We start from the raw sequence: 12,692 nt of genomic DNA on the forward strand, positions 1-12,692 counted from the left end.
GGCCAGCGCCGCGCCCGCCGCTGCAACGGCCCCCGCCGCCGCGCCCGCCCGCGCCCGCGGCCCGCTGCGCGAGGACGAGATGTCGGCGCCGCTCGACACCCGCTTCACCTTCGACAATTTCGTCGTCGGCAAGCCGAACGAGCTCGCCCACGCCGCCGCCCGCCGGGTGGCCGAGGGCGGCCCCGTGACCTTCAACCCGCTGTTCCTCTATGGCGGCGTCGGCCTCGGCAAGACCCACCTCATGCACGCCATCGCCGCCGAGCGCCGGGTCCGCGACGAGGGCGCGCGCATCCTCTATCTCTCGGCCGAGCAGTTCATGTACCGCTTCGTCCAGGCGCTGCGCGAGCGCACCGTCATGGACTTCAAGGAGCTGTTCCGCACCGTCGACGTGCTGATGGTCGATGACGTCCAGTTCATCGCCGGCAAGGACTCGACGCAGGAAGAATTCTTCCACACGTTCAACGCGCTCGTCGATCAGGGCAAGCAGATCGTCATCTCGGCCGACCGCGCGCCGGGTGAGATCAAGGACCTTGAGGAGCGCATCAAGTCGCGCCTCTCCTGCGGGCTGATCGTCGATCTGCACCCCACCGACTACGAGCTGCGGCTCTCGATCCTGCAGTCCAAGACCGAGCAGTTCCGCCAGACCTACCCGGGCCTCGTGCTCGGGAACGGCGTGCTCGAGTTCCTCGCCCACCGCATCACCTCGAACGTGCGGGTGCTCGAGGGCGCGCTGCAGCGGCTCTTCGCCTTCGCGAGCCTGATGGGGCGCGAGATCGACCTCGACATGACGCAGGAGTGTCTGGCCGACATCCTGCGCGCCTCGGACCGCAAGGTCTCGGTCGAGGAGATCCAGCGCAAGGTGGCCGAGCATTACAACATCCGCCTGTCGGACCTCGTCGGGCCCAAGCGGGTCCGCACGTTGGCCCGGCCGCGGCAGATCGCCATGTATCTGGCCAAGCAGATGACCTCGCGTTCGCTGCCCGAGATCGGGCGGCGCTTCGGCGGCCGCGACCACACCACGATCATGCACGGCGTCCGCAAGATCGAGGAATTGCGCGGCGAGGACCGGAGCCTGAGCGAGGACATCGACCTGCTGCGCCGCGCGCTCGAGGCGTAAGCGGCGGCTTGACCCCACCCGAACGATGACGAAACTGTGCGCGCGGCGGCGGGCCGCGCACCTGACAGCCAAAGGGCCAAAGCCATGAAGTTCTCGATCGAAAAGGCGGCGCTGGGCAAGGCTGTCGCGCAGGCCCAGTCGGTCGTGGAACGCCGCAACACCATCCCGATCCTCGCCAACGTGCTGATCGAGACGACTTCCGACGGCGTGAGCTTCCGCGCCACCGACCTCGACACCGAGGTGGTGGACCGCGCCCCGGCGATGGTCGAGCGTCCCGGCGCCACCACCGTCAGCGCCGCGCTGCTGAACGAGATTGCCCGCAAGCTGCCCGACGGGGCGCTGGTCCAGATCGCCGCGGATGCGGCCACGAACCGGCTGACCGTGCAGGCCGGGCGCTCGAACTTCTCGCTCGCCACGCTGCCGCGCGAGGATTTCCCGGCGATGGCCTCGACCGAATACGCCGCCAATTTCGCCGCCCCCGCGGCGGTGCTGCGGCGGCTCTTCGACAAGTCGCGCTTTGCGATCTCGACCGAAGAGACGCGCTATTACCTCAACGGCGTCTATATGCACGTTGCCGAAGGCGAGGGCGGCCCCAGCCTGCGCTGCGTGGCGACCGACGGGCACCGGCTGGCGCGCGTCGATGCCCCGCTGCCCGAGGGCGCGGCCGAGATGCCGGGCGTGATCGTCCCGCGCAAGACCGTGGCCGAGCTGAAGAAGCTGCTCGACGACGACGAGACCGAGATCGCCGTGTCGGTGGGCGAGACCAAGGTGCGCTTCGCCACGCCCACCATCACCCTGACCTCGAAGGTCATCGACGGCACCTTCCCCGACTACACCCGGGTCATCCCACGCGCCAACGCCCGCCGGCTCGAGGTTGACGCCGCCGATTTCGCCCGTGCCGTGGACCGGGTGGCCACGGTCAGCAGCGAGCGCTCGCGCGCCGTCAAGCTGGCGCTGGACGAGGACCGGCTGGTGCTGTCGGTCAACGCCCCCGACGCGGGCGCGGCCGACGAGGAGCTGGCGGTCGCCTATGCCGACGAGCCGCTCGAGATCGGGTTCAACGCCAAGTATCTGCAGGAAATCGCCGCGCAGATCGACCGCGAGAACGCGGTGTTCCTGTTCAACGGCTCGGGCGACGCGGCGCTGATCCGCGAGGGCGGCGACGATTCGGCCGTCTATGTCGTCATGCCGATGCGCGTGTGACGCTGACGCAGCTTTCGCTGGCGCAGTTCCGGTCCTGGCCGCGGCTCGACCTCGGCTTCGACGACCGGCCGCTGGCGATCTTCGGCCCGAACGGGGCCGGCAAGACCAACATCCTCGAGGCGCTGTCTATGCTGTCGCCGGGCCGCGGGTTGCGCGGCGCGGCGCCCGCCGAGCAGGCGCGGCAGGGGGTCGGCGCGGGTTGGCGCATCCGCGCGGTGATCGACGGCCGCCCGGTCGAGACGGGCGCCGCCCCGGGTGAGCCGCGCAGCACCCGCATCGACGACAAGGCCGAGCCGCAGCTCGCGCTCGGCACGCTGACCCGGATGATCTGGCTGACGCCGGCGATGGACCGGCTGTGGACCGACACGCCCGAGGGGCGGCGGCGGTTTCTCGACCGGCTGACGCTGAGCTTTCTGCCCGGTCATGCGGGCGTGGCGCTGGCGTATGACAAGGCGATGCGCGACCGCAACCGGCTGTTCCGCGACGAGATCCGCGACCCCGTCTGGTTCCGGGCGCTCGAGGCGCAGATGGCCGAGGCGGGCGCGGCGCTGACCTTGAACCGCCTCGCCGCGCTCGACCGGATCGCCGCGGCGCAGGCGGGGGCGGCGACGAGCTTCCCGGCCGCCCGCCTCGCGCTGCTGCCGGGCGAGGGCTTCGCCGACGACACCGACCCGTCCCGCATCGCCGAGCGCCTCGCCCACCAGCGCCCGCGCGAGGCCGCCGCCGGGCGCACCCTCAGCGGCCCGCACCGCGCCGATCTTGGCGCGTGGTGGGGGCCGTCCGACCAACCCGCGGGCGCAAGTTCCACGGGCGAGCAAAAGGCGCTGCTGCTTTCGCTGATCCTCGCCAATGCCCGCGCGCTCGCCGCCGAGCGCCCGGTGCTGTTGCTCGACGAGGTGGCGGCCCATCTCGACGCCGACCGCCGCGCGGCGCTCTATGACGAGATCGCGGCGCTGCCGGCGCAGGCAGTGCTGACCGGCACCGGGCCCGAGCTCTTCGACGCCTTCGGCCCCCGCGCGCGCCGCCTCGCGGTGGCCCGCGACGGGGATGGCTCGACGGCCAGCGAACTCGACTGACACCCGGCCCGCGGACGCAGGCGGTCGAGCCTCAGCCCGCGACCACCTCGGTCAGCGCGAAGCGGGTCACGTCCACCAGCCCGAGGTCCGAGATCCTGAGCTCGGGGATCACCACCAGCGCCAGCAGGACGTGCTGCATGATGGCGTTGTTCATCGTGCAGCCGCAGGCGCGGATGGCCGCGTTGACCGCCTCGGCGGCGGCGGCGACCTCGGCGGCGGGGGCGTCCGAGATGAGCCCGGCGATGGGCAGCGCGACATGGGCAAGCTCGGTCCCGTCGCGGAAGACGGTGATGCCGCCCTGCAACTCGCCCAGCCGCGCCACCGCGGCGGCCATGTTGTCGGCGCAGGTGCCGACCACGATCATGTGGTGGCTGTCATGCGCGATGGTCGAGGCGACCGCGACCCGGCCCTGATAGCCGAAGCCCGACACGAACCCGTTGACCACCCCGCCGGTGCCCCTGTGCCGCTCGACGAGCGCGATGCGCGCCACCTCGCCCTCGGGCACCACGAAGCCACCCTCGACCGGCAGCTCGGCGGTGAGCGCCCGGGTCGGCGCCTGGTTCTCGACCACGCCGATCACCCGCACCGTGGCGCGCGTGCCGGTGGCCCTCACGGCGAAATCCTCGGCCGCGAGCCGACGGCCGAGATGCACCGACCCGCGCGCCGCGGCGGGCCAGTCGATGCGCGGGCAGTCGACCGTCAGCCGCCCCGCTTCGGCCACCACGCGGCCCTGCGCCACCACCAGCTCGATCGGCAGCGCGGTCAGGTCCGAGGTGAGGATCACGTCCGCCCGCCGCCCCGGCGTCAGGCTGCCCAGCTCGCGTGCCATGCCGAAGTGCCGCGCGGTGTTGAGCGTGGCGAGCCGGATCGCCACCAGCGGATCGCAGCCGCAGGCGATCGCGTGGCGCACCACCCGGTCCATGTGCCCGTCATGGACCAGCGTGCCCGCGTGGCAATCGTCGGTGCAGAGCATGAAGCCCGCGGGGTCCATCCCGCGCTTGGTGATTGCGGTGATCTGGGCCGCCACGTCATGCCAGGCTGAGCCGTAGCGCAGCATCGCCCCCATCCCCTGCCGGACCCGGGCGATGGCCTGCGCCTCGGCGGTCGTCTCGTGGTCGTCCTCGGCGCCGCCCGCGGCGTAGGCGGCGAAGGGCCGCCCGAGGTCGGGCGAGGCATAGTGCCCGCCGACCGTCTTGCCCGCGGCGCGGGTGGCCGCGATCTCCTCGAGCATGGCGGGATCGCCCGCCGCCACGGCGGGAAAGTTCATCATCTCGCCCAGGCCCACGATCCCCTCCCACCCCATCGCCTGGGCGACCTCGCCGGCCGAGATGGGGTGCCCCGTCGTCTCGAGCCCCGGCGCCGAGGGCGCGCAGGAGGGCATCTGCGTCAGCATGGTGATCGGCTGGATCAGGCTCTCGTCCCGCATCAGCCGGACGCCGTCGAGGCCCATGACGTTGGCGATCTCGTGCGGGTCGTGAAAGAGCGCGGTGGTGCCATGCGGGATCACCGCCTCGGCGAAGCGCGCGGGCGTCAGCATCCCCGATTCGATGTGCATATGCGCGTCGATCAGCCCGGGGATCATGTAGCGGCCGGCCGCCTCGATCACCTGCGTCGCGGGGCCGATGTTGGCCGAGGCATCCGTCACCACGCAGGCGATCCGCCCGTCGGCGATGGCGATGTCGTGCCCCGGCAGCGCCTCGCCCGAGTGGACCGCGACCCAGATCCCGCCGCGGATCACCATGTCGGCGGGGGCGCGGCCGGCGGCCACCTCGACCAGCCGCGGCTGCGCCTCGATCCACGTCTTGAGCATCACGTCCCCCTGTTCGCCGCCCCGAGATTGCGGCAGCGTGACGGCGAAAGGAAGGCGCGATGGAATGGGCAGGCGAGGCGACCGTCATCGCGCGGCGACGGCACGGCGAGCACGCGGCCATCGTCACCGTGCTGACGCGCGAGGCGGGGCTGCTGCGCGGCCTCGTGCCGGGGGGCGGGTCGGTCAAGCGGGCGGCGATGCTGCAGCCCGGCAACCGGGTCGCGCTGCGCTGGCGGGCGCGGCTCGATGACCAGCTGGGCAGCCTGACGGCCGAGCCGGCGCGCGCCCGGTCCGGGCTGATGGCCGACGCGGGTGCGCTCGCCGGGCTCAACGCGGTGGCGGCGCTGGTCGGCTGGGCCCTGCCCGAGCGCGACCCTCACCCGCGGCTCACGGACGCGACCGAGGGGCTGCTGGACGCGATGGACGCGGGCGAGGCGGGCGGCGACTGGGCCGGACAGTATCTGGGGTGGGAGCTGTCGCTGCTCGACGAGCTGGGCTTCGGCCTCGCGCTCGACCGCTGCGCGGTGACGGGGGCGCGGGACGGGCTCGCCTATGTCTCGCCGCGCACGGGGCACGCGGTGACGGCGGAGGGCGCGGGGGCGTGGGCCGACCGGCTGATGCCGCTGCCGGCGCTGCTCGGCGGCACCGGCCCCGCGGGGCGCGAGGGGCTGGCCGCGGGGCTGGCGCTCAGCGGCCATTTTCTCGCCCGCATGGCCGAGGCGCATGTGGGCCGCCCGCTGCCCGCAGCGCGGGGGCGGCTGGTGCAGCGCCTCACCGCCCCCTGAATGCGGAAAGGCCGCCCCCGCGCCGGGACGGCCTTTCCCCTTGCCGTGAAACCGGCCTCAGTTCCCCGAGCGCTCGGCGGTGATCCAGCCCAGCGGGCTCTTGATCTTCAGCACGCCACCTTCCCACACGGCCTCGTTGGCCTGGGTGACGGCGTTGATGAACCGCCCTTCGAAGCCCTTGTGGCCGCAGGGGTTGTCGGTCCAGTTCATCGTCGCGACCTGGATCGCGGGCAGCGTTGCGGCGTTCACCCCGGTGAAGGTGTTGCACGGGCCGTTGCCGGAAAACGCGTTCTTGGTCAGGCGGATGGTGGCGCTGCGGGTCGGCACGGACTCTTTGCCAAAGCCGACGACGGTGTAGGTGCCGAAGGGGATGCCCCCCTCGAAGCCCATGCCCTCGGTGCCCGGGGCAGGGGAGGCGGGGCCGCAGGCGGCCAGCGCGGCGAGGGCAAGCGCAGAGGCCGAGAGGCAGACAAGACGTTTCATCGTGATAAATTCCTCAGGGGCAGCGTGATGAGGTGGATCGTCACGCCCTGCCACCCGCAGGCCCGAAAGTCCATGCACAGCCGCGTCAGATCGGCCGTCGTGCCACAGCGCCGTGCCATTCGCGCAACGCAGGTTCGCGTCGGCCCATCGGCGCGCCGCGGGCGACCGGAGCCGGGGGATGTTGGGGTCAGAAAGAAGCGCCCCACCGGGTCGCGGGGCCGGCATCTTTCGGGCTCAGGTATCGGGCGGGGCGGCCGGGCGGGCCGCCGGCGGTTCAGCCCAGCAGCCGCCGCGCGATCACCTGCGCCTGAATCTCGGCCGCGCCCTCGAAGATGTTGAGGATGCGCGCGTCGCACAGCACCCGGCTGATCGCGTATTCCAGCGCGAAGCCGTTGCCGCCGTGAATCTGCAGCGCGTTGTCCGCCGCCGCCCAGGCGACGCGGGCGCCCAAGAGCTTGGCCATCCCCGCCTCGAGGTCACAGCGCTTGTCGTGGTCCTTCTGCCACGCCGAGTGATAGGTCAGCTGCCGCGCGATCATGATCTCGACCGCGGTCAGCGCCAGCTTGTCGGCCACCCGCGGGAAGGCAATCAGCGCCTTGCCGAACTGCTTGCGGTCCAGCGCATACTGCATCCCCAGTTCAAGCGCCGACTGCGCCACGCCGATCGCGCGCGCCGCGGTCTGGATGCGGGCCGATTCAAACGTCTGCATGAGCTGCTTGAACCCCTGGCCCGGCTGTCCGCCCAGCAGGTTGTCGGCCGCGACCTTGAAGCCGTCGAAGCCGAGCTCGTATTCCTTCATGCCGCGGTAGCCGAGCACCTCGATCTCGCCGCCGGTCATGCCGGGGGTGGGGAAGGGGGCCTCGTCCGTGCCGGGGGTCTTCTCGGCCAGGAACATCGACAGCCCGCGCCAGTCGGTCGTCTCGGGGTCGGTGCGGGCGAGCAGCGTCATCACGTGGGTGCGGGCGGCGTGGGTGATCCAGGTCTTGTTGCCGGTGACCGCCCACCCATCCTCGGTGCGCACCGCGCGGGTGCGCAGGCTGCCGAGGTCCGAGCCGGTGTTGGGCTCGGTGAACACCGCCGTGGGCAGGATCTCGCCCGAGGCGAGCGCCGGCAGCCACTTCGCCTTCTGCTCTTCGGTGCCGCCGACGAGGATCAGCTCGGCCGCGATCTCGGACCGGGTGCCGAGCGAGCCGACCCCGATATAGCCGCGCGACAGCTCTTCGCTGACCACCACCATGCTGGCCTTGGACAGCCCGAGACCGCCGAACTCTTCCGGGATGGTCAGGCCGAACACGCCCAGCTCGGCCAGCTCGGCGATGATCTCCATCGGGATCAGCTCGTCCCTGAGGTGCCAGCCGTGGGCCTCGGGGATCACCCGCTCGTCGGCGTAGCGGCGGAACTGGTCGCGGATCATCTCGAGGTCTTCGTCGAGCCCGGTGGCGCCGAAGGTCGCGCGGCCGTGGTTCTCCTGCATCAGCGCGACGAGGCGGGCGCGGGCGGCGGGGGTGTTGCCCGCCATCGCGGCGCGGGCCGCGTCCGAGGGCTGCCAGTCCACGCCGAGGTCCGAGAGCCGGGCGAACTCGGTCTGGCTCATCGGGATGCCGCCGGCGATCTGGGTCAGGTATTCGCCGAAGGCGATGGTCAGGATCAGCCCTTCGATCTCGCCGAAACCGTCGCCCAACCGCTCGGCCCAGGCCGCCATCTGGCGCAGCGCCTCGACATAGGTCGCCAGCCACGACAGCGCGTGGGCCGCGTGCTGTTCGACCTCGAGCGCCTCGGAGTCGATCTTGCCGCCGCCGACGCGCTCGCGCAGCGCGGCGGTGGCGCGGGCCTGCAGGGCCTCGATCTCGGGCAGCAGGGCGGCGGCGCTGGCCTGGGTCAGGGCGGGGACGGACGCGGTGTCGAGCATGGGCGATTCCCTTCGGGCAGGCGGCTGTAAGGTTGCCCGACCTCTAGAACCTTCGCAGGCGCAGCGCAACGATGCTGCGCTGCAACGTAGCGGCGCGCAGCATTGTTGCGTCGGTGGCGGGCGCGCCCCGTGCCGCCGGCCCCTTGCCGCCGCCCCAGCGCAGGCTAAGGTCGCGCCCATGTTCGGGCTCGACCCTCACCTGCTCCTGCTCGCGGTGGCCGTCACCTTCGTCGCGGGCTTCGTCAAGGGCGCCATCGGCTTTGCCATGCCGATGATCATGATGTCGGCCTTCGGCTCGTTCCTGCCCGCGCCTACCGCGCTCGCGCTGCTGATCGTGCCGACGCTGATGACCAACATCCAGCAGGCCACGCGCCAGGGCCTGCGCGCGGCGTGGGAAAGCGCCGGCCACGTGCGCTGGCACATCGCCATGGTGGTGCTGTTCATCTTCGTCTCGGCGCCCTTCGCCAAGGCGCTTCCGGCCTGGGCGATGTATCTGGCCCTCGGCGCGCCGATCACCGGCTTCGCGCTCTGGCAGCTCTCGGGCCGCCCGCTGGCGCTGCCGATCCACCGCCGGCGCCGGGCCGAGATCGTCAGCGGCATCATCGGCGGGCTCTACGGCGGCATCTCGGGCATCTGGGGGCCGCCGCTGATCGTCTATCTGCTGTCCATCGGGGCGCCGAAGCTGGAACAGATCCGCGTGCAGGGGGTGGTGTTCCTGATCGGCGCGGTGGCGCTGACGGTCGCGCATCTCGGCTCGGGCGTGCTCAATGCCCAGACCCTGCCGCTGTCGGCGCTGATGGCGGTGCCGGCTTTCATCGGGATGCGGCTGGGCTTTGCCTTGCAGGACCGCATGGACGTGGTGCAGTTTCGGCGCTGGACGCTGATCCTGCTGGTGCTGACGGGCCTGAACCTCGTGCGCCGCGCCCTCACGATGGACTGAAAGGCCGCCCCCCATGAGCACCGACGCCGCCGAGTTGACCGCCCGCCTGATCCGCTGCCCCTCGGTCACGCCCGAAGAAGGGGGCGCGCTGGTGCTGCTCGAGGGGCTTCTGACGGACGCGGGGTTCGAGACCCGCCGGGTGGACCGCAACGGCACCCCGAACCTCTTTGCCCGCTGGGGCGACAGGGGGGCGGCGCGCAGCTTCGGCTTCAACGGCCATACCGACGTGGTGCCGCCCGGCGACCCGGCGAGCTGGACCCATCCGCCCTTCTCGGGGGTCGAGGTCGACGGCGTGATCTGGGGCCGCGGCGCGACCGACATGAAGTCCGGGGTCGCGGCCTTCGTCGCCGCGGCGATGGATTTCGTCCGCGAGACGCCGCCCGACGACGGCGCGGTGATCCTGACCATCACCGGCGACGAAGAGGGGGTGTCGCGCGACGGCACCATCGCGCTCGTGGACTGGATGGAGGCCGAAGGCGAGCGCATGGACGCCTGCATCGTGGGCGAGCCGTCGAACCCCGAGGTGATGGGCGAGATGATCAAGATCGGCCGCCGCGGCAGCCTGACCGCGACCTTCACCGCGACCGGCAAGCAGGGCCACGCCGCCTATCCGCACCGCGCCCTGAACCCGCTGCACGCGCTGGTGCGGCTGCTTGCGGGGCTGACGGCCGCGCCGCTGGACGAGGGGACGGCGCATTTCGACCCCTCGGGGCTGCAGGTCACCACCATCGACTGCGGCAACCCGGCCTCGAACGTGATCCCGGAAAAGGCCACGGCGGTGGTCAACATCCGCTTCAACGACCGCCACTCGGGCGACAGCCTGACCGCGCTGCTGCGCGAGCGCGCCGCCGCCATCGAGGCCGAGACGGGGGTGCGCTTCGGGGTCGACGTGGCGGTCTCGGGCGAGAGCTTCCTGACCGAGCCGGGCCCCTTCGTGAGCCTCGTGCGCGAGGTGGTGGCCGAGGCGACGGGGGTGACCCCGGTGCTGTCCACCACGGGGGGCACCTCGGACGCGCGGTTCATCAAGGACCATTGCCCGGTGCTCGAGTTCGGGCTGGTCGGCAGCTTCATGCACCAGGTCGACGAGCGCGTGCCGGCCGCGCAGGTGCGCCAGCTCAAGGACATCTACCAGGCGATCCTCGCGCGGTACTTCGCATGATCGTCGCGGTGACCGAGGATTTCGACGCCTGCATGGCCATCCGCCAGCGGGTCTTCGTCGAGGAACAGAACGTTCCGCCCGAGATGGAGCACGACGAGTACGACGCGACCGCCGTGCATCTGCTGGCCCGCGATGCCGAGGGGCGCGCGGTCGGCACCGCGCGGCTGCTGATCGACGGGGCGGCCGCCAAGATCGGCCGGGTCGCGGTGCTGGCCGAGGCGCGGGGCACGGGCGCGGGGCTGGCGCTGATCCGGGCGGCGCTCGCCGAGCTGCGCCACCGCGGGGTGGCCGAGGCGCGGCTCGGGTCGCAGACCCACGCGATCGGGTTCTATGAGAAACTCGGGTTTGCCGCCGAGGGGCCGGAGTATGACGACGCCGGCATCCCGCACCGCGACATGACGCTCAGGCTGTGAGCAGGGGGCTGATCCGCCCCGAACTCGCCGCCCGGCTGCGGCCCTGGCGCGAGGTGCTGGCGGCCGTCGCGGTGGGCCTCGGCGGGGCGTGGATCGCCTCATGGGGCGGGCTGTTCTTCCAGCCGCTCGGCCTCGCCATCCTCGCCGTGGCCGCGGTCTGGGGCGTCGGCGCGCGGCGGCGGATGCGCTTTCGGGCCGAGATCGCCGCCCCCGGCCTCGTCGAGGTCGAGGAGGGCGCGGTGCGCTATTTCGGTGCGAGGCTGCTCGGCGGCGAGGTGCCGCTGCGCGAGTTGGCCGAGATCCGGCTGCTCAGGCTGAACGGCCACCCGCACTGGCGGCTCAGGACCCGCGACGGCGAGGCGCTGCTGATCCCGGTCGAGGCGGCGGGGGCGGCGGCGCTGGCCGATGCCTTCGAGACGTTGCCGGGCTTCGACCTCGGCGCGGCCGCGGCGGCGCTCGCGGGGCGCGAGACGGTTACCACGGTCTGGCGGCGGCGCTGAGGCGCGCACGCAAAAGGGGCCGCGGTCCTCCCGCGGCCCCCCGTTCATCTCGGCCGGTCAGTTACGGGCCAGCAGGTCGGTGATCCGGCGCACCGCGGCGCGGCGGTTGGCCCGCACGTCGCCCTCGCGCGCCACCTTGAGGAACTGCTCGCCGTAGCCCTGCACCACCATGTTCTCCGGCGGGACACGGAAGAACTCAGTCAGCGCCAGCGCCACCGATTCCGCCCGCCGGTCCGACAGCGCGAGGTTCATGGCGTCGGCGCCCACCGTGTCGGTGTGGCCTTCGATCAGGAACATCTCGCCGGGGTTCTGGCGGATCTGCTCGGCGATGACGCGCCCGAGGCTCGCCAGCGCCTGCGCCTGATCGGGCTTGATCGCCGCCGAGCCGGTGTCGAAGGTGATCGCCTGGATGTCCACCGGCGCGACCAGCGCCCGCACCTCGGGGATGTTGCGGATCTGGCCCAGGGTGAAGCTGCGGTCAACCGTCGTCTCACGCCGCAGCGCCTCGCGCAGCGCCTCGTCCGAGACGGTCTGGCCGGGCATCACGATGATCGGCTCGGCCGGGCGGGGCAGGCTCGCGATGTCCACCGGCTGCACCGCCTGAGTCTCGTCGATCAGCGCGGTGGTGGTGCCGTCGGGGTGGACCACGGTGCGGCGCAGCACCCGCAGGTCGGCGTCGCGGATGGTGACGACCTGGCTGCCATCCTCGCGCGTGACGATGGTGCGCGACGAGCCGTCCGCGAACTCCTCGGTCTGCACGGTCGAGCCGGGGCGCAGCATCAGGGCGTTGTCGTCCTTGATGACCTCCTGGCTGCCGTCGGCGCGGGTCACGACAACGCGGTCGCCGGTGTTCAGCGCCACCTCGCGGTTGTTCGACAGGACCGAGCCGACCGCCATCCCGGCCAGCGCCGGCAGGACGATGTTCTTGAGCGCGCTCTCGAGGTCGCTGTCGCGGTCGCCCGACGCGGTCTGCGCGGGGGCGGGGGTCGTGGTCGCAGCTTCGGGCGCGGGCGTCACGACCGGCTGGCCGCCCGCAGCGGCAGCGGCGGCCGCCGCGGCGACCGCGTCGCGGGCGGCGCCGCGCAGGTCGGTCGAGAAATCCTCGGTGGCGGCGCGGCTCGTGGCTTCGGTCACCGTGGTCTTGTCGGTGGTCACGACCGGGGCCGCGCTCTCGGCCAGCGCCGCGACGGCGGGCGCCTCGGCGCCGGCAGCGGCCTCGCGCGCGGCGTCGGTCTCCTTGGCGGTCGCCTCGGGGATCGCCTTGGCGGCGGCCAGCGCCTCGGCCAGCGCATCGCCC

Annotated in this window: 12 protein-coding genes; 8 read left to right on the plus strand and 4 right to left on the minus strand. The window is 72.4% G+C overall.

What is annotated here, in order from left to right:
- From dnaA to recF, 3 genes are all read left to right on the plus strand, one after another.
- The coding region (gene dnaA, locus ACFHYO_RS14050; protein WP_394321194.1) for a chromosomal replication initiator protein DnaA at window positions 1-1,117 on the plus strand (1,117 nt) is incomplete at its 5' end.
- 84 nt (window positions 1,118-1,201) lie between these two features.
- Window positions 1,202-2,320, plus strand: a complete 1,119-nt coding sequence (gene dnaN, locus ACFHYO_RS14055; RefSeq protein WP_043131541.1) for a DNA polymerase III subunit beta — start codon at window positions 1,202-1,204, stop codon at window positions 2,318-2,320.
- A complete protein-coding gene (gene recF / locus ACFHYO_RS14060) occupies window positions 2,317-3,396 on the plus strand; it encodes a DNA replication/repair protein RecF (RefSeq protein ID WP_394321196.1) in 1,080 nt (359 codons plus the stop codon). The genes dnaN and recF overlap by 4 nt, the downstream gene beginning before the upstream one ends.
- A gap of 31 nt (window positions 3,397-3,427) precedes the next feature.
- Here recF and ACFHYO_RS14065 read toward each other — a convergent pair whose 3' ends face one another.
- Window positions 3,428-5,206 carry an adenine deaminase gene (locus ACFHYO_RS14065; RefSeq protein WP_394321198.1) on the minus strand — a complete coding sequence of 593 codons (1,779 nt, stop codon included), beginning with the start codon at window positions 5,204-5,206 and terminating at the stop codon, window positions 3,428-3,430.
- A 59-nt stretch (window positions 5,207-5,265) separates the two neighbouring features.
- On the opposite strand from ACFHYO_RS14065, the gene recO reads away from it, so the two are divergent.
- Window positions 5,266-5,991 carry a DNA repair protein RecO gene (gene recO / locus ACFHYO_RS14070; protein ID WP_394321199.1) on the plus strand — a complete coding sequence of 242 codons (726 nt, stop codon included), beginning with the start codon at window positions 5,266-5,268 and terminating at the stop codon, window positions 5,989-5,991.
- 57 nt (window positions 5,992-6,048) lie between these two features.
- On the opposite strand, the gene ACFHYO_RS14075 is transcribed toward recO, so the two are convergent.
- Both ACFHYO_RS14075 and ACFHYO_RS14080 read right to left on the minus strand, forming a co-directional pair.
- Window positions 6,049-6,474: an META domain-containing protein gene (locus ACFHYO_RS14075; protein WP_394321201.1), complete on the minus strand. Its 426-nt coding sequence runs from the start codon at window positions 6,472-6,474 to the stop codon at window positions 6,049-6,051.
- Window positions 6,475-6,748: 274 nt separating this feature from the next.
- Window positions 6,749-8,383, minus strand: a complete 1,635-nt coding sequence (locus ACFHYO_RS14080) for an acyl-CoA dehydrogenase family protein (protein ID WP_036706340.1) — start codon at window positions 8,381-8,383, stop codon at window positions 6,749-6,751.
- A 178-nt stretch (window positions 8,384-8,561) separates the two neighbouring features.
- On the opposite strand from ACFHYO_RS14080, the gene ACFHYO_RS14085 reads away from it, so the two are divergent.
- The 4 genes from ACFHYO_RS14085 to ACFHYO_RS14100 are packed head-to-tail and all read left to right on the plus strand — an operon-like array spanning window position 8,562 to window position 11,395.
- Entirely contained in the window at window positions 8,562-9,323 is a 762-nt protein-coding gene (locus ACFHYO_RS14085) for a TSUP family transporter (RefSeq protein WP_394321203.1), read from the plus strand.
- A gap of 13 nt (window positions 9,324-9,336) precedes the next feature.
- A complete protein-coding gene (gene dapE, locus ACFHYO_RS14090; RefSeq protein WP_036706338.1) occupies window positions 9,337-10,482 on the plus strand; it encodes a succinyl-diaminopimelate desuccinylase in 1,146 nt (381 codons plus the stop codon).
- On the plus strand, window positions 10,479-10,895 hold the full coding sequence (locus ACFHYO_RS14095; RefSeq protein ID WP_394321204.1) for a GNAT family N-acetyltransferase: 417 nt from the start codon (window positions 10,479-10,481) through the stop codon (window positions 10,893-10,895). The genes dapE and ACFHYO_RS14095 overlap by 4 nt, the downstream gene beginning before the upstream one ends.
- Entirely contained in the window at window positions 10,892-11,395 is a 504-nt protein-coding gene (locus ACFHYO_RS14100; protein ID WP_394321206.1) for a hypothetical protein, read from the plus strand. The genes ACFHYO_RS14095 and ACFHYO_RS14100 overlap by 4 nt, the downstream gene beginning before the upstream one ends.
- A gap of 57 nt (window positions 11,396-11,452) precedes the next feature.
- On the opposite strand, the gene ACFHYO_RS14105 is transcribed toward ACFHYO_RS14100, so the two are convergent.
- Window positions 11,453-12,692, minus strand: a 1,240-nt coding sequence (locus ACFHYO_RS14105; RefSeq protein ID WP_394321208.1) for an OmpA family protein, incomplete at its 5' end; no start/stop codon positions are given.

Origin of the sequence: Paracoccus panacisoli (assembly GCF_042435015.1) — a bacterium.
Taxonomy (GTDB): Bacteria; Pseudomonadota; Alphaproteobacteria; order Rhodobacterales; family Rhodobacteraceae; genus Paracoccus; species Paracoccus panacisoli.